This window comes from Nocardiopsis suaedae (assembly GCF_027706745.1).
GTDB lineage: Bacteria > Actinomycetota > Actinomycetes > Streptosporangiales > Streptosporangiaceae > Nocardiopsis_A > Nocardiopsis_A suaedae.
Map to the genome: position 1 here is coordinate 101,404 of NZ_JAQFWP010000012.1, position 22,647 is coordinate 124,050.

A 22,647-nucleotide genomic window follows, 5' to 3' on the forward strand; every position below is an offset into this window, starting at 1 on the left:
GCCTGCCGCACGGCGGTGCCCGGCGCCCCGCCCGCGCCGGGGGGCGGGGCGGGGGGCCGGGCACGGGGCCGTGGCCGGGTCGGCTCAGATCGGTCGGCTCAGATCAGCTGCTTGCGGGCGGCCCACACGACCGCCTCGATCGGGGTGTTGACACCGAGCTGGTCGCAGATGGCGCGCAGCCGGCGGCGCAGCGTCCGGGCGCTGAGTTCGAGCCGGCGGGCGGCGACGTCGGTGGTGACCCCGGTGGCGATCTCGGCGAGGAGCTGGATCTCGTCCTCGGTGAGGCCCTGCGCCGCGGGCAGGTGCTGCCCGGCGTCGCGCGGCGGCATCGCGGGGGCGGGCACCATCCCCCCGTCGCGCAAGTGGGCCGCGGGGGCCTTCACGGCACGCCGTTCGAGTGTTGCCTGTTCCACTCCGTCCTCCCTCATCCGTGGTGAGCGCGGAACATCAAGCCGCCGCAGCTCAAGCCCGGGCGAGGAAGGTGCACCTGCGCTCTCCTGGCACACGGAGCGCAGGCTCAGCGGCATACGGCCCGTGGTGCACGGTCTGGGACGGACAGACCGCGCCGGGCGCGTACGCCTAGGGAGGGACGGGGACCAACGGCCCGTTCCCGGCCTTCCCCACTCGCCGTCGAACTCTTCTGCTGCGTCGGGCGCGCGGACAACTCCGCTCGCCTGGAAAACGCTAAGCGGCGGGAGAGAGGGCGTCAAGGTCTATCAAATCACCCTAAGCGACACCACGGCGGCGCATCGTGAGCACGCGGGCGCGCAGATCATTTCCCCGCCAACGGTGACCTGCGCAAATAACCTTCGTGACCTGGGGGTCCTCTAGAGAGGGGCGACAGAGCGCCGCTCGGTGCCCACGCGGCGCCGCCGTCGCAGGTCAGCAAGGTGCCACCCCGTCGTTACATCACGATGGGGTAACAGTAGGTGCCCGGGCGGACCGCCCCGCCCGGGGCGGCCCACCCGGGCCGCTGCGTCTATCCCTCCGGCTTGACCAGCGGGAACAGGATGGTGTCGCGGATGTTGCGCCCCGTGAAGGCCATCAGCAGCCGGTCGATGCCGACGCCGACGCCGCCCGTGGGCGGCATTCCGTACTCCAGCGCCCGCAGGAAGTCCTCGTCCAGCTGCATCGCCTCGGGGTCGCCGCCGGCGGCCAGCAGCGACTGCTCGGTGAGGCGGCGCCGCTCCTCCACCGGGTCGACCAGCTCGGAGTAGCCGGTGCCCAGCTCCATCCCGAAGCCGATCAGGTCCCACTTCTCGGTGAGCAGCGGGTCCTCGCGGTGCTGCCGGGTGAGCGGGCTGGTCTCCACCGGGAAGTCGCGCACGAACGTCGGCTGCTCGATGGTGTGCTCGACCAGCTCTTCGAAGAGGTGCTCGACCAGCTTGCCCTGGCCCCAGTCCGGGCTGTGCTCCACGCCCTTGGCGTCGGCCAGCTTGCGGACGTGCTCCAGCGGGGTGCGCGGGGTGACCTCCTCCCCGAGCGCCTCGGAGACCACGCCGTACAGGGTGACGTGCGGCCACTCCCCGGCCAGGTCGAACCCCTGCTCGCCGCGCGGCACCACGGTGGAGCCGAACGCGGCGCGCGCCGCCCCCTGGATGAGCTCCCGGGTGACTTCGGCCATGGTGTCGTAGTCGGCGTAGGCCTGGTAGAACTCCAGCATCGTGAACTCGGGGTTGTGCGTGGAGTCCGCGCCCTCGTTGCGGAAGTTCCGGTTGATCTCGAAGACCTTCTCGATGCCCCCGACGACCAGCCGCTTGAGGTACAGCTCCGGCGCGATGCGCAGGAACAGGTCCATGCTGTAGGCGTTGATGCGGGTGGTGAACGGGCGGGCCGTCGCGCCGCCGTGCACCTGCTGCAGCATCGGCGTCTCGACCTCGATGAAGCCGCGCTCGCCGAGGGTGTCGCGCACCGAGCGGATCGCCGCCGAGCGCTGCCGCACCATCTCGCGCGCCTCGGGGTTGACGATCAGGTCGACGTAGCGCTGCCGCACCCGCGCCTCGGGGTCGGTCAGGCCCTTGTGCTTCTCCGGCAGCGGGCGCAGGCACTTGGAGGTCAGCGCCCAGGAGTCGGCCATCACCGACAGCTCGCCGCGCCGCGAGGTGATGACCTCGCCCTCGATGCCGACGTGGTCGCCCAGGTCGACGTCGCGCTTCCAGGCGTCCAGCGACTCGGCGCCGAGCTTGTCCAGCGACATCATCACCTGGACGTCCCCGGAGTCGTCGCGCAGCGTGGCGAAGCACAGCTTGCCGCCGGTCCGATAGAGCATGACGCGGCCGGTGATCGCGACCCGGTCCCCGGTGGCCGTGTCCGGCTCCAGGCCGCCGTGTTTGCGGCGGACGGCGCCGATCGCGTCGGTGCGGGGGTAGCCGACCGGGTAGGGGTCGACGCCCTCGGAGCGCAGGCGGTCCAGCTTCTCGCGGCGGACACGCATCTGCTCGGGCAGGTCGTCATAGCCATCGTCCAGCACGTCACTCACGCACCCGATCCTAACGGCGCACGCGCACTGCCCCGGCGCCCCGCGGCGGCCCCGCTCCCCGACGGCCCCGGAAGGTCACCCCGTGTTGCGCTCGAAGACCAGGCGCAGGCCGACCAGGGTGAGCCAGGGCTCGTGCGCGTCGACCGTCTCGCACTCGGAGACCACGAGCGGGGCCAGGCCGCCGGTGGCGACCACCGTCACGTCGTCGGCGCCCACCCCCGCCGCCGGGTCGGCCAGCTCGGCGGCCATCCGGTCCACCACCCCGTCGACCTGCCCGGCGAACCCGTAGACGACGCCCGAGCGCAGCGCCTCGGCGGTGTTCTTGGCGATGACCGAGCGGGGCGTGGCGATCTCCACCATGTGCAGCTGGGCGCCGCGCCGGGACAGGGCCTCCACCGAGATGTCGATGCCCGGGGCGATGGCGCCGCCGATGTACTCGCCGCGGGCGCTGACCGCGTCGAAGGTGGTGGCGGTGCCGAAGTCCACCACGACGGCGGGGCCGCCGTAGAGCTTGACCGCCGCCAGCGCGTTGATGATCCGGTCGCCGCCGACCTCCTTGGGGTTGTCCATGCGCACCGGGATGCCGGTGCGCACGCCCGGCTCCACCACCACGGCCGAGACGCCGGGGTGGCGGCGCTGGAACATCTCGCGCATCTCGTGCAGCACGCTGGGCACCGAGCAGCACATCGCGATGCCCTCGATCGCGCCGGCCGCGTCCGAGGCGCCGATCAGCCCGGACATGAGCACCGCCCACTCGTCGGCGGTGCGGTGGGCGTCGGTGGCCACCCGCCAGTGGTCCACCAGCTCCTCGCCGCGGAACAGGCCGAAGACGGTGTGGGAGTTGCCGACGTCGATCGCCAGGAGCATTCGGGGGGTTCCTTCACTCGTTCGCGGGATGCGGGTGCGGGGGCCGGGTCACACCGGGCGCAGGTCCAGGGCGATGTCCAGGGCCGGGGAGGAGTGCGTCAGCGCCCCCACCGCCAGGTAGTCGACCCCGGTGGCGGCCACCTCGGCGGCCGCGTCCAGGGTCAGGCCGCCGCTGGCCTCCAGCCGGGCCCGCCCGGCGACCAGGGCCACCGCGGCGCGCAGCCGCTCGGGCGCGAAGTTGTCCAGCAGGATCTCCTCGGCCCCGGCCTTGAGCGCGGGTTCGACCTGGTCCATCCGGTCCACCTCGACCTCCAGCGGCACCCCGGGGAAGGCCGACCGCACGGCGCGCACCGCCTCCTCGACGCCGCCCGCGGCCACCACGTGGTTGTCCTTGATGAGCGCGGCGTCCGACAGCGCCATCCGGTGGTTCTCGCCGCCGCCGCAGCGCACCGCGTACTTCTCCAGCGCCCGCAGGCCCGGCAGGGTCTTGCGGCTGTCCCGCACCCGGGCACCGGTCCCGGCCACGGCGTCGGTCCAGGCGCGGGTGGCGGTGGCGATCCCGGACAGGTGGGTGAGCAGGTTCAGCGCGGTGCGCTCGGCGGTGAGCAGGTCGCGGGTGCGGCCGGTGACGGTCATCAGCACGTCGCCGCGGGCGGCGCGGCCCCCGTCGGCGGCGCGGCGCTCCACCCGGACCGCGCCCTCGGCGGCGAGCCAGAAGGCCAGCTCGGCCAGCGGCAGCCCGGCCACCGTGCCGTCCGCGCGCGCCACCACGTCGGCGGTGCTCACCTGGCCGGCGGGGACGGTGGCGGCGGTGGTCACGTCGATCCGGGCGCCGTGGGTCAGGTCCTCGGCCAGAGCGGTGAGCACCGTGCGCACGTGCGCCTCGGCGCTCGTGCGCCCCGGCAGCACCAGTTCCGGACGGTGCCCGGGCGCGGCGGGGCCGGCGTCCCCGGCGACGGGCGCGCCGATCGCCTCCAGTTCGGCGCGCAGCCCCGGCGGCAGCGCGGCGTCGGCGGGGCGCGCCTCCAGGCGGGCCCACACCCCGTCGGCGGCCAGGGACAGGCGGACGGGGCGCCCGCGCAGCCGGGGGTCGGGGGCGGGGCGGTCGGAACGGCGGTGGGCGCCGCGGCTCTCCTCGCGCTCCCGGGCGGCCCGCACCACCAGGGCGGCGACGGTCGCCAGGTTGGTGGCCTCCCAGGCCTCCACGCCCGGCGGGGGCGGTGCGGCGGCGCCGGAGGCGAACATGGAGGCGGCGTGCGCGGCGATGCGCTCCAGGCCTTCGGCGTCGCGGAGCACCCCGGCGTGCCGGGACATCAGGGTGCGCAGCTCCTCCAGGCCCGCCGGGTCGGCCAGCGCGGCGGGGGCGCCGATGGGGGGCGCGGCCGGTGCGGCGGGCGCGGGCGGGTCCTCGGCCAGTCCGGCGGCGATGCGCTCGGCGAAGACGGCGCCCTCCAGCAGCGAGTTGGAGGCCAGGCGGTTGGCGCCGTGCACGCCGGTGCGGGCGTTCTCGCCGACCGCGTAGAGCCCGTGCACCGCGGTGCGGCCGTCGGTTCCGGTCTCCACCCCGCCGGAGGCGTAGTGGGCGGCCGGGGCGACCGGGATCGGCTCGGTGACCGGGTCGATGCCGTGCTCCCGGCAGGCGGCCAGGATGGTGGGGAAGCGGCGCTCCCACATGGCGGCGCCGAAGGCGCGCGCGTCCAGCAGGACGTGGTCGGCGCCGGTGGCGGCCATGGCGCGGGCCGCGGTGTCGGCCACGACGTCGCGCGGGGCCAGGTCGCCCAGCTCGTGGACGCCCTCCATGATGCGGCGGCCGTTCACGTCGGTCAGGGAGGCGCCCTCGCCGCGCACGGCCTCCGAAACCAGCGGGCGGCGCCCGCGCGCGCCCGCGCCGGTCCACAGGACGGTGGGGTGGAACTGGACGAACTCCAGGTCGGCCAGGGGCGCCCCGGCGCGGGCGGCCAGCGCCGCGCCGTCGCCGGTGGACACGGCCGGGTTGGTGGTGGAGGCGAAGACCTGGCCCAGCCCCCCGGCGGCGAGTACCACGGCGGGCGCCAGCACCGCGCCGACGCCGTCGCGCTCGCCCTCCCCCATCACGTGCAGGGTGACCCCGCGCACCGCGGGGCCGCCGCCGGGGGCGGTGCCGGGCAGCGCGTCCAGGGCCAGGGCGTGCTCGACCACCTCGATGCGGGGCTCGGCGCGGACCGCGGCGACCAGGGCGCGGACGATCTCGGCGCCGGTGGCGTCGCCCCCGGCGTGCGCGATGCGGTCGGCGCGGTGGCCGCCCTCGCGGGTGAGCTGCAGGCCGCCGTCGGCGTCCCGGTCGAACCCGGTGCCCGCGGCCACCAGCCGCTCCAGCGCGGCCGGGCCCTCCGCGGCGAGGACGTGCACGGCCAGGGGGTCGCACATGCCCGCCCCGGCCTCCAGGGTGTCGGCCATGTGCGCCACCGGGTCGTCGCCGGGGCCCACGGCGGCGGCGATGCCGCCCTGCGCCCAGCGGGTGGAGCCCGAGTCGAGCACGTCCTTGGTGACCAGCACCGCGCGGGCGCCGGGGTCGCGGCGGACGTACCCCAGGGCGGTGCTGAGCCCGGCGACGCCGGAGCCGATGATGACGGCGTCGGCCTCGGCGGTCCACCCCGGGTCCGGGGCGGCGAGTCTGCCGGGGGGCGGTGCGGTGGTCACGGGCGGGCCTCCTCCTGGACGGCGGTGCTCACAGGGTGAGCGGCACGTTGTCGATCAGCCGGGTGCTCCCGACGCGGGCGGCGACCAGCAGCACGGCCTCGCCCCGGTGGTCCGGCGGCACCTCGGCGAAGGTGTGCGCGTCGACCAGCGCCAGGTAGTCCGGCTCCACCGGCACGGGGCCGGCCGCCGCGGCGTCCAGCACCTCGCGGGCGGCGCCCAGGATGCCGACGGGGCCGGTGACCGAGGCGTCCGCCCCGGCCAGCAGCGCGCGGGAGAGCGCCAGGGCGCTGGTGCGCTCGGCCCCGGACAGGTACACGTTCCGGCTGGAGGTGGCCAGGCCGTCGGAGTCGCGCACGGTGGGCACGCCGACCACGGTGACCCCGAACGCCAGGTCGCGCACCATCCTCCGGATGGCCGCGAGCTGCTGGGCGTCCTTCTGGCCGAAGACCGCCACGTCCGGGCGGACCATGTGGAAGAGCTTGGCGACGACGGTGAGCACGCCGCGGAAGTGGCCGGGGCGGAAGGCGCCTTCCAGCACGTCGCCGAGCGGCCCGGGGTCGACGGTGACGATCTGCTCCCCCGGGTACATCGCCTCCACGCCGGGGGCGTAGACGACGTCGACGCCCTCCTCGGCGCAGGCGCGCAGGTCGTCTTCGAACGCCCGGGGGTAGCGCTCGAAGTCCTCGCCGGGTCCGAACTGCAGCGGGTTGACGAAGACGCTGACCACGACCGCGTCGGCGCGCCCGCGGGCGGCGGCGATCAGACCGCGGTGCCCGGTGTGCAGGGCGCCCATGGTGGGCACCAGGGCGGTGCGGCCCAGCCCGGCGCGGATCCGGGCGAGCTCCTCGGGGGTGCGGGCGACCGCCGGGGCGGCGCGGTCGGGTGCGGTCATGTCCGGAGTCCTCACGGTCGGAGCGGGGTGCGGTGGCGGGGGGCGGTCCTCACGCCTGGAGGACGTCCAGCAGGCGTTCGGCGTCGTGCGGCTTGAGCAGGCCCGCCTCCAGGGCGCGGTCGGCGGTGAGCCGGGCGAGGGCGACGTAGGCGGGGACGCTCTCGGGGGCGTGCGCGCGCAGCTCGGCCAGGTGGCCCTGGACGGTGCGGGCGTCGCCGCGCAGCACCGGGCCGCTGAGGCCGTCGATGCCCAGCCTCAGGGCGTTGTCCAGGGCGGCGCCCAGCAGCGGGCCGAGCATCCGGCCCGGGTCGGGCACCCCGGCGGCGCGGAGCTGCTCGCGGCTCTCGGCGACCAGGGTGACCAGGTGGTTCGCTCCTCCGGCGAGCGCGGCGTGGTAGAGGGCGCGGCGGTCCTCCTCGATCCAGACCGGTTCCGCGCCCATCTCCACGACCAGGGCCTCGGCGATGGGGCGCAGCGGCTCGGGGGCGGTGACGCCGAAGCTGCAGCTGGCCAGCCGCTCCAGGTCCTCGGGGCGGCCGGTGAAGGTCATCACCGGGTGCAGCGCCAGGGGCAGGGCGCCCGCGGCGGTGGCGGGGGCCAGCACGCCGTGGCCGTGGCTGCCGCTGGTGTGCGCCAGCAGCCGCCCCTCCAGCGGGGCGCCGGTCTCGGCCAGGCCGCCCGCCAGCGGGCCGAGCGCGTCGTCGGGGACGGTCAGCAGCACCAGCTCGCTGGCGGCGACCACCTCGGCGGGCTCCATCACCTCGGCGCCGGGGAGCCGCTCGGCCACCCGCCGCCGGGAGGCCTCGGAGACGGCGGTGGCCGCCACGACCCGGTGCCCGGCCCGCTCCAGGGCCGTGCCCACCGCCGATCCGACCCGCCCGGGGCCGATGACGCCGACGGCGAGCCGGGCCGGGCGGTCCCGCGTGTCGTCGCTTGCGCCCATGTCGGTCCTCACAACGCTGGCCTGCTCGGTTCCGGTCCCTGGCGGGTACCGGACGCTGTCGGCCAAGCTTACTTCGCCGTGCGGGCGGGCCGGGCGGGCAGGCCCAGCACACGGCGCCGGCGCCGGTCCGCTGCGGACCGGCGCCGGTTCCGCCCCGCGGGGCGCCGCCGCGGGGAGGGGGGTCTGGGGCCCGCCTCAGGGGCGGGCGCGGGGTCACCCGTCGATGACCATGACCCCGGAGTTCCAGCAGTTGCCGTTGGCCTGGCCGAGGATGGCGGTGGCGTTGCCGCAGCCGTTGGCTCCCACGTTGGCGTCGATGTGGGCGACGTTGCCGCTGACGACCGAGCCGTTGCCGGACGAGCCGCTGTTCACGTCGGCGAAGGCGGGCGCGCCGGCGGCCAGGACGGCGGCGGAGGCGGCGGCGACGGCACCGGCGGCGATGGTCTTCTTCAGCACTGGCTGTCTCCTTTGCGTACCGGACGGGGGCTCTCCGGCCGGCGAGAGGGTTGGTACTTCCATTGAGTCCCGCGCAGGCTCGAGCACCATCTACCCACACCACGGCCGGGGTTCATACCTGCCGACCTGCAGGAATCACCGTACGCACCGAGGTGCGGACACATTGTGAGACGACTTGTCCGGACTTTCCCCGGCGCCGGCGCGGCCGCATGTGATCCAGGGCACACCGATTCGGGGTGGTTTCACGCCCACCGACCGGGGCGTTTCGGCGCGAAGAGTTCCGACCCGGTTCCGGCCCGGACGTTTCCGGTGCTTTCCGTCCGCAGTCAGCGGGCCCGAACGCACCGGTACGAACGGATCGGAAGGACGGCGCTCCGATCCCGTGGAGCGGCCGCCGCGGGGTCGCCCCGTCGGGCTATTCCTGCACAGGACGGCGCACGGATCGCGACCGGGGGTGGGCCCCGGGTCAGGACGGGTCGCTGCGGGTCGCCCACCGCTCAGGGCCGCCCGTGCGGGCCCGCGCCTCGTGGCCCAGCCGGGCCAGGGAGTCCACCGTGCGGCGGGCCTCGGCGGCGCCGCGCACCGCCGCCCACGCCCGCACCGGCCCCGGAGGGGTGTCCACGGCGACCGTGGCCCGCCCCCGGCGCCGGGCCAGGGGGCCGACCGCCATCCGCACGCTCTGCATGCGCGCGTGCGGGACGAACTCGGTGACCTTGCACAGCACGCCGCGACGGGACACGAACAAGCGGTCGTCCACACCGGCCGCGGGGCCGTCGGGGCGGCCCTCCCGCACCGGGTCGAGCGGCACCCCGGCCGACCGCGCACCCGGGAACACCTCGTCGATCAGCGCGAACGCCAGGTTCCGCGGCGCCACCGGGAGCAGCGTCGAGGAGTCCATCTGGCGCTCGCCCACGTACCCGGCCACGTTCGCCTCGACCCGGGCCACGCCCAGCGACCGCCACAGCACCGGTTCGACCACGCGCACCGCCTGCACCCGGCCGGGCGGGACCGTCTGCATCCGCGCCTGGAACGCCCCGTACCGCAGCCGCAGCCCGTCCGGGGACAGCGAGGAGTAGAAGTCCGTGTACCGGATGAGCGGGCCCAGGAAGCCCCGCATCAGCCCGAGCATCAGCGGCACCGCCCCGCCCAGCACCCCCGGCTCGGCGAAGGCGAAACCGGCGACCATGAGCAGCATGAACGCCATGAAGGCCAGCAGCACCGGCAGCCGGAAGGCCAGCGCCCCCAGCAGCAGCGGGAACGGGAGCTTGTACAGAGGCCGCTCCGGCGCCTCGGGGGCGTTCCCGGCCAGGCCCGCGGCGTGCGCGAGCAGGGCGGCGCGCAGCCGCTCCGCGCGCGGGCGGGTCAGGTAGCGCAGCCGCACCTCGCCGGTGTCGCCCCCGGCCAGCTCGACCCGCAGCTCGGCCAGGCCGAACACCTGGGCCAGGATCGGCCGGACCACGTCCACCGCCTGCAGGCGGCTCAGCGGCACCTCGCGGGACATCCGCCGCAGCAGGCCCTCGTGCACGACGAGGTGGTCGCCGCGCAGCTCGAAGCCGCTGTTCCACCAGGACATCATCGCGTGGGCGGCCGACCCGCAGGCCACGGCCAGGGCCATCAGCGCGGTCCAGGCCATCCCGAACGGGGCCAGCGCCGGGCCCAGCACGGCGAGGAAGACCAGGGTCGCCACGGCGGTGCGGAAGGCGGCGGTCCCCCAGTGCGGGCGCTGCGGGCCGCGTACGACGTCGTCGCCGGGCCGGGGCGGCGGTCCGGGCGGCGGGGGCGGCCCCGCGGGCCCACCCGGACCGCCGGGGGCGCCCGGCGGCAGGAAGCGGACGTTGCCGCCGCCGAACGGCGCCTGGCCGGGGCCGTACGGCGGGGGTCCGGGCGGGGGTCCCGGCGGCGGGGGGCCGTGCGGCGGCGGGGCGGAGGCGTGCGGAGCCGACGGGTGGGGCGCCCACAGCGGGGCGGGCCCAGCCGCCGGGGCCCGCGGCGGCGCACCGGCGCCGCGCAGCCGCTCGGGGTCGACCGGCGGCGGCGCCACCTGCTCGACCGCGTTGGTGTCGGTGGGGCCGGTGACCTCACGCAGCGGCGGCGGCTCCGGCGGCTCCGGGCGCGGCGGGGTCCGGGCGTCCTCTTCGGCTTCGGCGTCGCTCACGCGTCACAGTCCCGTCGAGAAGGTCTCGCTCCGCGCGGCCAGGCGGTCGCGCAGTACCACCGCGTCGTCCAGGGGCAGGCCGGGAATGCGGGTGTCGGCGGTGGTGGCGGCCGTGCGCACGCGCACCGTGGCGATGCCCAGGGCCTGCTCCAGCAGGTCGGCGGTCACGTCCACCACCTGCATGCGCCCGTAGGGGACGACGACGAGCTGGCGGACCACCGTGCCGTAGGTCAGGTACAGGTCGGTGGGGCCCTCGGCGTAGCCCCATGAGCGGCGGGCCGGCCCGGCGGCGAACCAGGCCGCGGCGAAGGCGGCGGCCGCCGCGGCCACGGGCACCGCGGCCGCCTCCGGGCCGAGCCACAGCCAGGCGAGCACCGCACCGGCGACCGCGCAGGGCAGGGCGACGGCGGCGGCGACGGCCCGGCGGTAGGCGTCGAGCCGCCCGCCGACGCGGGTCCATTCGGTCCCCTCGGGAGGGGCGAACGCCTCCCGCGCGGTCCGGCGCCGCGGTTCGCGGTGCTCTGAGTCAGACGCGGCGAATTCCACGATTCCAGTCAATCATCCCGGACCCGCCCCGCGCCGTTCCGCCGTGCCCGGCGCCCGCCCCGGGCGGCGGATCCCCCCTGGGCACCGGCGCCGGGGCCGCTTCAGCCTCCGACCGTGAAATTCCGCTGGGTGCGCTCGTGCAGGGCGATGCCGACCGACACCGACACGTTGAGCGACTCGGTCGAGCTGAACATCGGGATGGTCACCGTCGCCGCGGCGATCTCCCGGAACGGGTCGGACGGGCCGCCCTTCTCGCTCCCGAACAGCATCGCCAGCCGGTCCCGCTGGTCGCCCAGGCCGCGCACCGGCAGGTCGCCGTGGGCGTCCATCACCGCGAGCGCCATGTCGGCGCCGCGCACGAAGTCGACCGCCTGCTCCCGCTCGGCCAGGACGACCGGCAGCGAGAAGACGTACCCGCGGCTGGCGCGCAGCAGGCGGCGGTCGGCGATGGTGGCCAGGTCGCTGTCGACCAGGACGATCCCGGACGCGCCGAGCGCCAGGGAGGTGCGCACGATGGCGCCGATGTTGCCGACGATCTTCACACCGTCGAGGATCACCACGTCCCCGCGCCGCTGGGCGATGTCGCCGAACTTGGCCGGGCGCGGCACGCGCGCGATGCCGAAGGTCTTGGCCTTGCGCTCGCCCTTGAAGAGCTGGTTGACGACGCCGCTCTCCATGAGGCGCACGGGAATGCCCTCGCGCCCGCACAGCTCCAGCAGCTCCGGCGGGAAGGGCGCGGCGTCGCTGCTGTAGATCTCGATGAATTCGACCCCGGCGCGGATGCTCTGCATGAGGGGTTCCACGTCTTCGATGAGCGTGGTCTTGATATTCGACCGCGAGCTCTTGGTGACGTCGACGATCCGCTGCACCGCGGGGTCGGATTTACTCGTGATCGTTTCCAGGTCGGCCATGCACCGATCCTAACAGCACCACGAATGCGGACGGACTGCCCGCACACCATCCCGACCTGCACAGACGGCACGGCCATCCGGTGAGGGAGGGCACACCGGCGCGGCACGGGCGGGAACGTCCTAGGAGAACGGGTGCGGAGGAATGTCCTCAGGCCTTTCCTCGGAGCCGAGGAGAGAGGGAAAGGGCGACTGTTCCCGGTGGAGCCGGGGAAGCCCTTCCATTCTTCGGTACCGGTGCCCGAACGTCATCGGCAGGAACCCCGGGACAAAGGCGCGGACGCACACCAGTCCGCGCCACCGCAATTCGGCGGTGGTCATGTCCGCGACGTAGGCCTCGGCCCCGGCTCCGGCGAGCCGGTCGGCCACGTGGCGCAGGTCGTCCCGGACGGTCGCGTTCTCCGGCGCCCCGGCCGCGAGCTCGGAAAGGCCGACGGAGGGCCCCTCGGATCCGGTCAGGAAGTCGAACCAGTGCGCCGACGAGGGCAGCGCGCCCAGCAGGGAGTGGTCGTCCAAGGTGCGCACGGCGCCGAAGTCGCGGGCCAGCTCGCGCGCGCGGTCGGCGTTGCCGCGGAAGTCGGCGCACACGGCGGTGACCAGTCCCGCCAGTTCCATGACGGCGGACTCGGCCGCCGGCTCCGGGTGCAGGCCCGCCCCCGCGGACACGAACCTGCACGGGCCGGTCGGCGACGCGCGTTCGGCGAGGGCGATGACGACGGGGATCCCCGTGTCGAGGGCGGCCCAGAACAGCCGCACCCGGAAGCCGGTGAACACCTCCACCCGGTCGACGAGGTCGGTGAGCGCCCCGTCCGCCCCGATCTCCGGGAGCCGGAGCCTGCGGTACCAGGTGAGCATGAACGCGTCCCGTTCCACGACCTCGAGGATCCCGTGCAGGGCGGCCTCCTCGGGGGTCTGCCCCAGCGCGAACCCGTTCGAGGTGTCGTGGAAGAACGCCTTGCGGCCTCCGCCCCTGTGCGCCCAGTAGAGCGCCGCCTCCGGGAGGCGGCGCGGCGCTCCGCCCTCGCGGACCGGGGAGACCTCCACCCAGGGCACCGTCTCGTCCTCGTCCAGAGGGGTGAACGGGAATCCCTCGCCGCGGTACTGCTCCTCCGAGTGGTGGCCCAGGGTCCGCGGGTCGATCGCCGCGTCGCCGAGCTCCCGCAGGGACGCCTCGATGCGGCCCTCACCGGCGCGGTGGTGGAACCCCGCGTAGCGCTCCAGGCCTTCGAGGACGGCCGTCAGCCTGCTCTGGGCGAACGAGCGCGACCGGCCGGCGGCGGGCTCCCGGGTCCCGTCGGCCAGGGGAAGGCTCACCTGGGCGCTGGCGATGGGCGAGTCGAGGTCGACGAGCGGCTCCTTGAACAGCGTGTGCGCGCCCACATAGTCGGCGGTGAGCGTCGGCGGCGGGTTCCTCGGCCCGCGCGGCGCCCGCCCCTGTTTGGCCAGGTCCTCGGCGGGCGAGGAGAAGCGCGCCGCGGTGGCGGGCGCCTCGGGGGCGCACCGCGCGCAGCCGGTGCGCGGGGGGACCCGGCACAGCCGGACCCCGCCGGTCCCGGGGTCCAGAACGGCCGCCGTGCCCGGCGGGGAGCCGCCGCCCAGCAGGGCGCCCGCCAGTTCGGCCGCGGCCCGTTCGTCCCCCGGCCCGAGGCCGCGGGCGGCGGCCCCGCCGCCGGGCACCGGTTCCGGCGTGTGGCCGGGCACCTGTTGGAGCCCGACGAAGCCCGCCAGGCACCCCGGGCACCCGCCCTTCCGGGGGCCGCCGTGCTCGGGCGGGTCGTACTTCACGAGGTGGACCCGGCCCCGCCACAGCAGGACGGCCAGGGCCGCCCCGCCGGGATGCTCTTCGGCGTGCACGCGGACCGGGCCCGCCGGTTCGCCGTACACCACCTCGGCCGGGCGGTGCCCGTCCTTGAACAGGAGGTCCAGCAGACCGTCGATGAACGCCATTTCCCCTCACTCCGCCAGGCCGACGATCCACACCGCGTCCCCGCCGCCGGGGAGGGGGAAGGGGGGCGCGAGGTCCTCCGCCCCTCCGGGCGGCGCCACCTGCTTCCACACCTCCTCCCACTCGGTGTGGTGCGGGTTCACATGGACGAGGACGCCCTCGCCGTTCACCGTGCCGAGCAGGGCGGACGCCGCGGCTTCGGCAGGGCAGGCCCCGTGGCCGACCGCGCTCCGGGCGCCGCCGTCGGCGACGGCCTGGAACAGGCCGTTCGGGAGCGTCCGGACCGACAGGCCGCCGTCGCCCGCGGCGATGCCGAGTGCCTGGGCCCTTCGCAGGATGTAGCGGTACAGGCGGGCGCACTCGCCGACGGTCTCCTCCTCGCCGAGCGGCTCCATGGCGCCCCTGTCGGGCGGTTCCCTGAGCGGGGCGGTACGCAGTAGTGCGCGGTAGAGGGCCTCGTCCCGGGTCCACCCCGCCCCCGCCACCGCGCGGCCGCTCCCCGCGCCCGCCTCCGCCGCGGCTTCCAGCACGTTCAGGGCCGCCTGGTAGTACGCCTCCCGGGAGGACAGTGTCCGGACGGTCGCGTCGAACCGCCCCAGCGCGGGGTCGACGGCCGCCGCGCGTGCGGCACCGAACGGCACCTGCGCCAGCGCCGCCCCGTCGACCTCCAGGAAGGGGCCGACCGCCTCGTCCGTCCACGCGCTCAACGACGCCACGATGGCCGCATGGTGGTCGTCCGAGCGCTCGGTGTCGTCCGGGGCGTACACGTTCCGGCGCACCACCCTTGAGGCCCCGCCGCCCGCTTCCGCGCGGGGGGCGGGCGCCGCACGGCGGCAGGCGCACCCGGCGCTCTGGCCGACCAGGTGGGTGGTCACGGACAGCGTCTCCGGGTCGAAGGCGAGGGCGTTCCAGGGATCCGGCGCCCCTTCGCCCGCTCCGGCCGCGCGTACGACCACGCTGCGGAGGAGCGCCGAAGCGGCGATGCTCTCCGCCGCCCCGTGGGCGCCTCCTTCCCCGTTCTCCTCCGCGCTGTTCACCGCCTCCCCGACAACGGCGCGGAGGCCTTTCAGGCACTCCCAGCAGCCGGCGTCCCCGTCCGAGTAGACCGCCCAGAACCCCGCACCGATCCGGCCTGTCACGCAGTGGGGCGTCCCCGTGCCGCGCAGCGCCCCCTGCACACCGGCGAGCGCCTCCGGCGACCAGGCGTCGGCCTGGAGGACCACCAGGTCACGGCCGCCCAGGCGCTCTCCCCCGTCCCGGCCCTCCAGGAACTCCGTGTGGGCCCCGTCCAGCCCCCATTCCTCCGCCCCCGTACGCATGCGCCGCAGCCATGACGGGCGTCCGGCGAAGGCGATGCGCCGGCCCGCCAGCCGCCGTGCCGCCGCGAACGGGTCGTCGGTGAACCGGGCGAGGTGGCGGACCAGCCACGCGGGCTCCGGCCCGGAACCGGGGGCGCGGTCGAGGAGGACCGCGTAGCCGCGCTGTAGGAGCGCCTTCAGCAGGGCGCCGACGACCGGGCGTGCGGCCTCGTCGTACCCGGCCTCGAGCTCGCGCGCCGTGGCCGTGCCGTCGAGCTCCTGGAGCAGGCGGGAGACGAGGAGGTGGGTCCCCCTCCCCCTGACGGTGAACGAGGAGCCGGAGCCGCCGATCCACGCGCCGTCCCGGGTGGCGGCGACCGACACGTCGGGGCGGGCCAGGATGCGGCCCTCCGGGGCCGGGGCGGTGTTCCTGATCGTCATCGGCGTCCTAGGAGTCCGGCCGGTGGGCGTAGGTGGTCGACAGGAGCGGGTGCCGCGTCACGCCGTCGCTCTTCGCCGCCGCCCGCACGGCCGCGGCGATGAACCCCCCGAAGACCGTCCCGACGAGCCCGTGGGCCTGGAGCTTGAGGTGGATGTCGTAGGTGGCCATCGCGGCGCGCACCACGACCGACCGGTAGCCGTGCGGTCCGGCCCACGCGTCGGCCCGGTCGAGCCCGGCGAAGAGGGTGACGATGCCGGCGCCGGTGGCGAACTCCCGCTGGACGCCCAAGTCCTCCGGGTCCCCGATGGAGTCCGGCGGGGCGACGCGCGCGCACCCCTCCGCGGTGACGCGGTAGACGCCCTCGGGCAGGCCTTCACTGCGCAGGGCGAAGACGAACGCCTCGAGCGGGCCCGCCTCGACGGCCTCCCCCCAGTCCTCCTCGTCCCGCGCGAGGGCCTCCTGGGCCAGGCGGAGCACCGGCCCGGTCCGCACCGGGGCCGGGGAGTAGCGCAGCGTCGACCGCCGCGCGCTGAGCGTTTCGTAGAGGTCGCGCTCCGGTTCGCCCCCGCTCACGGAGAGGTCGATGTCCACCTCCTCGGCGGAGGGGAACGGTGCGGGCTCCCGGGCGGCCGCCTTCCCGTCGCCGGTCGGTGTCCGGGACGCGAGCCCTTCCAGGACCGCGAGCATGGTCGTGTGGTCAGTCCTCACGGGTTCCCCCCAGTTCCACGGCGGCCACGACCGGTTCCCCGGTGAGGGAGGTGCCGAGGTGGTCGCACAGGAGCGCGTCGTCCCAGTCGGGCAGCGGGCGCAGCGCGACGCCGATCCGCTCCGCGGCCTCGCGCGCGGAGGCCAGGTTGCAGCCCGCGTCGAGCATGGTCAGCCGGAAGCCGAAGGTCCCGTACTTGCGCATCACCTTGGCCAGGTCGCCGGTGACGACCAGGTCGGCCGGGGCCGGGCCGGGTGGGACGCGGGTCCCGATCCTGGCCAGCCGGTGGTCGCGCTCGACGTAGGCGTACACCCCCACCGGAAGCAGGTCGGGGTCGCGGCAGAGCACGTAGCCGGTGGTGCATCCGATGTTGCCCGCCGCGGCGGTCCAGCGGCGCACCTGCGTTCCGGCGGCGCTCCCCTCGCCTTCAGGGCGCTCCTGCACCCCGAAGGCGGCTTTGAGGAGCAGGCTCAGGTCGTCCAGGGTCGGCGCCCCCGCGCGCGCGGGCGGCGGGCCGCCCCCTCCGCGCAGCCGTTCGAGGCGGGGAGGCGGCAGTTCCGTCTTCGGGTTGCTCGGCCACGTGCGGAACTCCGAAGGCAGGCTCATGTTCTGGGACTGGAAGTGGCCCAGGTGCCCCTTCGGGTCGAGGTAGGACCTCGGAGGCATCGCGACCGAGGCCTCGTACAGCGCGCTCGACGGCGCCCCCGCCGCCATCGGGCCCCGGCTGTGCGAGCACACCGGGCAGCCCGGACGGGTGGCCCCCGGCGCGTACCGCGTCGACAGCCCTTCGAGCCCGATCTCGACCGTGTCCATCGGCAGATGGGTGACGGTGGCGCGGGAGAGGAGGGCGAGGACGTGGTGCGCGGCCAGGCCCGCCGCCAAGTCCACCGCGTGGCCGGGGGGCGCGCCGCCGGCGCCGCGCTCGTGGGCCGTCGCGCACTCCGCGCACGGGGTGAGGGCGGGGTCGGTGTACGGCCCCACGGTGACCGACTCCCCGTCGGCCCGGACCCGGAGGAACGGGACGCCCTCCTCCCAGCACCGCTCCGCCTCCGCGGCCCGTTCGCCGTGCGAGGCGGCGGTCTCGAAGAAGACGACCATGCGGACGCCGTCCCGCGCCCGCGGAGCGGCCCCGCCGGTGCGCACGGTGCACGTGCCGCCGAAGGCGCGTGCGGCGGCGCCGACGAACGCGTCGTCCCCCGCGAGCAGGACGACGCCGCGGGCGAGGCGCTCTGCCCCCTCGGTCCACGAGCGGTTGGCGCCGGTGGAGTTGCCCAGGCGGGACAGGAGGCACGCGAACTCGGGGGCCGTCTCGGGCGGCTCGCGGTCGGGGGCCTCCTCCACCGCGCCCGCCGCCCACAGCAGCGCCAGGGCCTTGTAGACGGCGGGCTCGGAGAGGCCGAGCCGCTCGGCGATCTCACCGTGCCCCCGGCCGCCGTCGCAGGCCTCCGCCAGCGGCAGCAGGTGGTCGGCGGCGAACGCCCCCCGGAACCGCTGGGACCGGTCCGCGCCGTCCAGCACGACCTCCGCCCCGGTCCGGCGCAGCCGCACGCCGCGGCGCATCACGGGCCGCCGCGGAACGGTGAGCTGCAGGTCGCCGCCGCGTGCGGCGCGGCCGACGGTCTCGGCCCTGAACTCGGAAACCATGCCACTCCTCCCTACGGCAGTGCCGGAACCGGCGACCGCTCTTCACGGAACCGGGCCCCGCACCGGGTACAGCCGTGCACGGCCACCGTCCGGGCGCTCGACAGACCTCCGGTCACCAGGTCGAACGAGCGCACCGTTCCCCCGGGCCCGTCGTCCTGCGGCGCCCCGCGCATCTCCGCGAACGCCTGGGCCAGCAGCCCCCGGGCGAGGAACAGGTGCGCGGGGGCGAAGCCCTCCTCCAGGCCGTACGCCGCGGCGGCCGCCTCGTCGGCCCCGGCCCCCTCGGCGCGCTGTTCGGTGTGCTGCTCGATGCGCCGCAGGTGGCAGGCGTAGCAGGCGGTCTCCCCCGGGACGACGACCGGGCCGCAGACGATGCGGCGCGGCAGCAGTTCGACGCCGACCGAGGGGACCCCGCGGGCGAAGCCGATCCGGTCGACCGCCTCGCGCAGCTCCGGATCGTGGCCCGCGACGATCACCACCAGGGCCTCCGCCTCCGGCAGGTCCTCCTCCCGCGGCGGCCCGTGCACCGCTGTCCGGCGTCCGGGCGGGATCCGGTGCGCATCGGCGTACTGCTCGGCGAACCGGCCGCGGATCATGTACAGGCAGTCCATCTGCTCCCCCGTCTCGTGCTCATGCGAACGGCTGCGGATCGGGGTTGAGCGAGTCCTCGCCCCCCGCCGCGAACCCCATCGCCGTCGGCGCCGTGTACAGGCGCTCGGTGGCCAGGTAGCGCTCCGCGTGCACGAACGACAGCGGCACCGCCTCCGGTACGACGACCTTGACCGCGTGCATCCCGACCTGGCGGGCCTCGTCGGTGGTGATGTCCACGGCCAGGGCCTCCGCGCCGGCGGCCGCCACCCGGTCGACGGCCGCGGCCAGCGGATCGTCCTCGGGGGCGGGCCGGGGCAGCGCCTCCAGCGGGCGGGTGCCGCGCCCGGACTCCAGGAGGAACCCGAAGGCCCCGCGGCGGGACGGCGCGGCGTTGTACAGGGCGGAGCCGACGACGCTGACCTTGCCGGGGTCGGGCCGCTCCACCGGGTTCTCGGCGGCGAACCCGCGAAGGGCGACCCGGAGCGCGGCCAGTTCCCGGTGGAGCTTGGCGAGCGCGTTGCGGGGATCCATGTCGCAGGTGGCGCACACGATCTGGCCGAGGACGGGGTCGCTGTCGGAGAGCTGCACGCCGTAGACGACGGGGATGCCGAAATCGGTGGTGGCGTCGAAGAGCCGCACCGTCAGCCCTGTGGAGGAGCCGCGGTCGTGGTAGGCGCGCGCGGCGGGGTCCAGCCGGGCGGGGTCGACCGACAGCTCGGGCAGGCTCAGGCGCTGCAGCCACACCAGGGCGATCGCGTCCCGCTCGACGACCTCCAAGAGCCCGTTGAGCACGGCCGACCGGGGGTCGGAGTGCACGGCCGCCCCGGTGGTCACGCTCTTCATGAACCGCTCCGAGCGCGACCGCTCGGGCATGTGCATGTAGACGGCCGCGGCCGGGACGAGGACCTCGCACCTGCGGGTGAGGGACCAGCCGCGGACCCAGCGGATGGGCAGGGCGGGATCATAGGGCACCACACCGCACTCCGGCCGGGCCGCCTCCCGCTCCGAGCACCGGGGCCAGCGGGAGGGCGAGGCGAACTCCTCCCCCTGCCGTTCCAGCTCCTTCTCGGAGGCGACGACCAGGGCGTCCTCATCCCAGGCGCAGGTGGAGTAGCGCTCAAGGGACTCGGCGATCGCCACCGCCCGCGCGCGCTCCGCCGTGAGTGCGCCGCCGACGCCGTTCATGTTCCCCATGTCGGCCCCGTGGCTCCACCCGCGGAGGTTCCGCAGTGCCTTGGACGGGTCGCCGAGGGACGCGGCGTGCAGCTCGAAGCGCGGTTCGCCATCGGCCACGGGGAGCGGGGCGGTTCTGGAGACCAGGCCGTACGGGGACAGCAGCGCCTTGATCCGCCGGAGCCCCTCGGGGGTGTGCTCGGTGTATCCGCCGTGCGCTGCGCCCTCGGAGCCCTCAGCGCCCTCAAGGGGTACGCCCCTCCGGGCGGCGAACGCGTCCGCCACGGAACCGAGGACCTCTTGCAGATCACGGGCCGACCTTCCCGCCACCTCCTCGTTGGCCCGCGCGAGCAGGTAGCAGAACAGGTAGCGCTCGATCAGGCCGAAGCCCAGTGTGTGCAGGGCGCTGTAGAGCATGCTCGCCTGGAGGCGGAAGGCGAGGAAGTCGGGGTTGCGGTGCATGAGGTCCTGGAAGGACGCCGAGTCCTGGCCGAAGGCGTGGAAGCCCGTCGGGGCGAGCGGGACGTCGCGGTCCCGGTTGACGTCCTCAAGGGTCTGCGCGGTGCTGACGATCCGGCCGGCTCGGAACTCGCCCCGGAGCCGGGGCGTGGTCTCCGCGACGGCGGCGGCCCACGCCCCGACCGCGTCCTCGGCGCCGGGGACGGGCGGCCCGGCCTCCGCCGCGGAGGGCGCACGAGCGGCCGCACGTGCGCACTCGCGCGCGTAGCCGCCGAAGGCCGCGTAGTACGCCGCGTACCGGCGCTCCAGGGCGTCGCGGTCCTTGGCGCGCGCGGCGATGCCCTCGTAGTGCGAACGGAAGCTCAGCAGCCGGGCGGAGACGAGGTCGCCGAAGGCGAAGCCCTCCAGCCCTGTCTGTTCGGAGCGGAGCAGGGCGGCCCTCTGGTGCTCGGCCATCAGCCGCAGGGCGAGGCGGTAGGAGTGCTCGACGCCTTCGCGCGCGGAGGCCGCGAGGCGGCCCAGCAGCGGTGCCGCCTCCTCGAAGAGCCCTGCGGAGACCGCGCCGAACGAGGAGCCGTCGAACCCGGCGTTCCACAGCGGCGACGGCGCCCCGTCCGCCGGGATCTCCCGGACCTCCGGCTCGAAGCCGTGCCGCTCGGCCGCCTCGCGGACCGCGCCGGGGTCGGCGCGCGCGGGGTCCAGGACCAGCCGCGCGCACTCGCCGCCGTCCGCCCGCTCCCATGTCCGCACGACGTGGGAGCGGCCGCCCGCGAGCGGCGGCTCACCGCCGAACACGTCCGCGACCACGGCCCGGTACCGGTCCGCGACGGACGCGTCGTAGGCGGGGAGGGGGACGGTCACCAGCACAGGCACGGGCGGCTCCTCTGATCGGGGGCGGGCAGGGCGGCCGGGCGCCGGAACCGCCGGTCGGCGGATTCCCCTTCCGCCGACCCTTTCCCGGCCTCGGGCGCAACGGACGCTACCACTCCCCCAATGGCGCGGCCAGAAATTCCGAAACGCCCTCCCATTAACCGGGAAACGGCTGGTCACCGATCTGGATTAAAGGACGGATAAATACGAGGGAGCCCTACCGCGCTTTCAGGTCCCCCTCCCGGCCTGCGATTTCGGGCCCACCCTTTCGAGCCTTCAGTCCTGAATGGCGCCCGGCACTGGCCGGAACCGGCCTCATTTCCGCACGGCCGCTCCGGCGCCGCCGGATCCGGCCCTGTCGAGCCCGGTGAACACCCGGCGGACCTCCTGCCCGCCGATGCCCGCCTCCGCCAGGCCCTCCCCCCAGTCGCCGAGCACGGCCGCGGTCAGCCCGTCGGCGTCCGGGAGCGCGGGGCCGCCCGCCGCCGGGGCGTCGCCGACGGCGGCGTCCCCCCAGGCCGTCAGGGCCTCCGTGAGCCCGGGGGCGCCGAGGGCGGCGGCCCGCGCGTCGAGCCCGGCCAGCGCCTCGGCGCCCGGCAGCCCGCCCTCGCGCACCAGCCGCACCCACAGCGGCAGCAGCAGCCCGAGCGCCTGCCGCTTGGTGAACCCGTGGTTGTTCAGCTCGGTGACCAGGTACCACAGCCAGTACGAGTACGGGCTCCGGCCGAGCTGGTGCAGGGTGAGCACGCTGGTCGCGGTGGTCATGGCCAGGTCGTGCCGGGCCCGCGGGCCGCCGGGGTCCGCGCGCAGCCGCCCGACGGCCTCCAGCACCGCCGCCGCCTGCGCCGCGGCCAGGGCGTCGGCGACGGCGAAGGGGCTGCGCTCCGAGGCCGCGGGGACCACCAGGCGGGCGAGCGTCTCCAGCGCGCCGCCCATCAGCACGTCCCACGGCACCGCGCGGAAGAGGTCGGGGTGGACGATCGCGGCCTGCGGATACATCCCCCAGTGGAAGACGAGCCGGCGCCGGCCGCCGTAGTCGACCACGGCCTTGCCGTTCAGCTCGCTGCCGGTGCCCACGGTGGTCGGGACCGCGACGACGGGCACGTGCGGCGGCTCCCAGGCGGTGGGGAAGACCAGGCCGCCGGAGGGGTCGCGCTCCCAGGCGTCCGGATAGCGCATGCAGTGCGCGGCCGCCTTGGCGAAGTCGAGGGTGGACCCGCCGCCGACCGCGACGACCGCGGCCGCCCCCGCCGCGCTCCACTCCCGGGCGGCGCCCCGGACCTCCCCGACCGTGGGCGTCCGGGCCGGGCGGTCCCACCGCATCCGCTCGGGGACCTGCGCGTACACCGCCCGCAGCGGCTCCTCGGCCGCCACCGGGACCGGGTCGAACACGAAGAGCACCGGCCGCGGCAGCGTGACCAGCTCCTCCTTGAGCTGCCGGGGGAAGTCCTCCCCGCCGCGCAGGCGCGTCCCGGACATCCAGTGGACCCTGTCGTACATGCGCGTCCTCCCTAGACGGTCGCCGCGTTCGTTCAATTCACAATCAAAATATGAAGGCGCGACTCGGGGCATTCACACCGTCCGCCCCTGTTCC

At 75.7% G+C, this 22,647-nt stretch carries 17 protein-coding genes; all 17 read right to left on the reverse strand.

Annotated features, from left to right (window positions below; genetic code table 11):
• Nucleotides 1-98: 98 nt before the first annotated feature.
• Nucleotides 99-329, reverse strand: a complete 231-nt coding sequence (locus tag O4U47_RS09035; protein WP_408638952.1) for a LuxR C-terminal-related transcriptional regulator — start codon at nucleotides 327-329, stop codon at nucleotides 99-101.
• A gap of 650 nt (nucleotides 330-979) precedes the next feature.
• Nucleotides 980-2,479, reverse strand: a complete 1,500-nt coding sequence (gene lysX / locus O4U47_RS09040) for a bifunctional lysylphosphatidylglycerol synthetase/lysine--tRNA ligase LysX (protein ID WP_270677214.1) — start codon at nucleotides 2,477-2,479, stop codon at nucleotides 980-982.
• Nucleotides 2,480-2,554: 75 nt separating this feature from the next.
• Nucleotides 2,555-3,346, reverse strand: a complete 792-nt coding sequence (locus O4U47_RS09045; protein ID WP_270677215.1) for a type III pantothenate kinase — start codon at nucleotides 3,344-3,346, stop codon at nucleotides 2,555-2,557.
• A gap of 48 nt (nucleotides 3,347-3,394) precedes the next feature.
• Nucleotides 3,395-6,025 (reverse strand): L-aspartate oxidase, encoded by a 2,631-nt coding sequence (locus O4U47_RS09050; protein ID WP_270677216.1) that lies wholly within the window; start codon nucleotides 6,023-6,025, stop codon nucleotides 3,395-3,397.
• Between the two features lie 28 nt (nucleotides 6,026-6,053).
• Complete coding sequence (gene panC, locus O4U47_RS09055) at nucleotides 6,054-6,917, reverse strand: pantoate--beta-alanine ligase (RefSeq protein WP_270677217.1); 864 nt, start codon at nucleotides 6,915-6,917, stop codon at nucleotides 6,054-6,056.
• A gap of 49 nt (nucleotides 6,918-6,966) precedes the next feature.
• Complete coding sequence (locus O4U47_RS09060) at nucleotides 6,967-7,860, reverse strand: Rossmann-like and DUF2520 domain-containing protein (RefSeq protein ID WP_270677218.1); 894 nt, start codon at nucleotides 7,858-7,860, stop codon at nucleotides 6,967-6,969.
• Between the two features lie 213 nt (nucleotides 7,861-8,073).
• Nucleotides 8,074-8,316 carry a hypothetical protein gene (locus O4U47_RS09065; protein ID WP_270677219.1) on the reverse strand — a complete coding sequence of 81 codons (243 nt, stop codon included), beginning with the start codon at nucleotides 8,314-8,316 and terminating at the stop codon, nucleotides 8,074-8,076.
• Nucleotides 8,317-8,782: 466 nt separating this feature from the next.
• A complete protein-coding gene (locus O4U47_RS09070; RefSeq protein WP_333563639.1) occupies nucleotides 8,783-10,471 on the reverse strand; it encodes a PH domain-containing protein in 1,689 nt (562 codons plus the stop codon).
• Between the two features lie 3 nt (nucleotides 10,472-10,474).
• Nucleotides 10,475-11,017 (reverse strand): PH domain-containing protein, encoded by a 543-nt coding sequence (locus tag O4U47_RS09075; RefSeq protein WP_270677220.1) that lies wholly within the window; start codon nucleotides 11,015-11,017, stop codon nucleotides 10,475-10,477.
• Between the two features lie 101 nt (nucleotides 11,018-11,118).
• Nucleotides 11,119-11,928 carry an NshR/TsnR family 23S rRNA methyltransferase gene (gene nshR, locus O4U47_RS09080; RefSeq protein ID WP_270677221.1) on the reverse strand — a complete coding sequence of 270 codons (810 nt, stop codon included), beginning with the start codon at nucleotides 11,926-11,928 and terminating at the stop codon, nucleotides 11,119-11,121.
• A gap of 120 nt (nucleotides 11,929-12,048) precedes the next feature.
• Entirely contained in the window at nucleotides 12,049-13,872 is a 1,824-nt protein-coding gene (locus tag O4U47_RS09085) for a YcaO-like family protein (RefSeq protein ID WP_270677222.1), read from the reverse strand.
• A gap of 6 nt (nucleotides 13,873-13,878) precedes the next feature.
• Complete coding sequence (locus tag O4U47_RS09090) at nucleotides 13,879-15,609, reverse strand: hypothetical protein (protein WP_270677223.1); 1,731 nt, start codon at nucleotides 15,607-15,609, stop codon at nucleotides 13,879-13,881.
• Between the two features lie 7 nt (nucleotides 15,610-15,616).
• On the reverse strand, nucleotides 15,617-16,318 hold the full coding sequence (locus O4U47_RS09095; RefSeq protein WP_270677224.1) for a tpaF: 702 nt from the start codon (nucleotides 16,316-16,318) through the stop codon (nucleotides 15,617-15,619).
• The gene (locus tag O4U47_RS09100; protein ID WP_270677225.1) at nucleotides 16,308-17,960 is read right to left on the reverse strand and encodes a tpaE; all 1,653 of its coding nucleotides are present in this window, start codon (nucleotides 17,958-17,960) and stop codon (nucleotides 16,308-16,310) included. Before O4U47_RS09100 ends, O4U47_RS09095 begins: the two co-directional genes overlap by 11 nt.
• Before the next feature lie 11 nt (nucleotides 17,961-17,971).
• Nucleotides 17,972-18,571, reverse strand: a complete 600-nt coding sequence (locus O4U47_RS09105) for a TOMM precursor leader peptide-binding protein (RefSeq protein WP_270677226.1) — start codon at nucleotides 18,569-18,571, stop codon at nucleotides 17,972-17,974.
• Nucleotides 18,572-18,590: 19 nt separating this feature from the next.
• Entirely contained in the window at nucleotides 18,591-21,056 is a 2,466-nt protein-coding gene (locus O4U47_RS09110) for a YcaO-like family protein (protein ID WP_270677227.1), read from the reverse strand.
• Nucleotides 21,057-21,368: 312 nt separating this feature from the next.
• On the reverse strand, nucleotides 21,369-22,553 hold the full coding sequence (locus O4U47_RS09115) for an iron-containing alcohol dehydrogenase (RefSeq protein ID WP_270677228.1): 1,185 nt from the start codon (nucleotides 22,551-22,553) through the stop codon (nucleotides 21,369-21,371).
• Nucleotides 22,554-22,647: the final 94 nt, after the last annotated feature.

Coding starts and splice junctions, on each gene's coding strand:
- O4U47_RS09105 (WP_270677226.1), bottom strand. CDS start 18,571: ATGGACTGCCTGTACATGATCCGCGGCCGGTTCGCCGAGCAGTACGCC.
- nshR (WP_270677221.1), bottom strand. CDS start 11,928: ATGGCCGACCTGGAAACGATCACGAGTAAATCCGACCCCGCGGTGCAG.
- O4U47_RS09115 (WP_270677228.1), bottom strand. CDS start 22,553: ATGTACGACAGGGTCCACTGGATGTCCGGGACGCGCCTGCGCGGCGGG.
- O4U47_RS09100 (WP_270677225.1), bottom strand. CDS start 17,960: ATGGTTTCCGAGTTCAGGGCCGAGACCGTCGGCCGCGCCGCACGCGGC.
- panC (WP_270677217.1), bottom strand. CDS start 6,917: ATGACCGCACCCGACCGCGCCGCCCCGGCGGTCGCCCGCACCCCCGAG.
- O4U47_RS09035 (WP_408638952.1), bottom strand. CDS start 329: ATGCCGCCGCGCGACGCCGGGCAGCACCTGCCCGCGGCGCAGGGCCTC.
- O4U47_RS09085 (WP_270677222.1), bottom strand. CDS start 13,872: ATGGCGTTCATCGACGGTCTGCTGGACCTCCTGTTCAAGGACGGGCAC.
- O4U47_RS09090 (WP_270677223.1), bottom strand. CDS start 15,609: ATGACGATCAGGAACACCGCCCCGGCCCCGGAGGGCCGCATCCTGGCC.
- O4U47_RS09060 (WP_270677218.1), bottom strand. CDS start 7,860: ATGGGCGCAAGCGACGACACGCGGGACCGCCCGGCCCGGCTCGCCGTC.
- O4U47_RS09045 (WP_270677215.1), bottom strand. CDS start 3,346: ATGCTCCTGGCGATCGACGTCGGCAACTCCCACACCGTCTTCGGCCTG.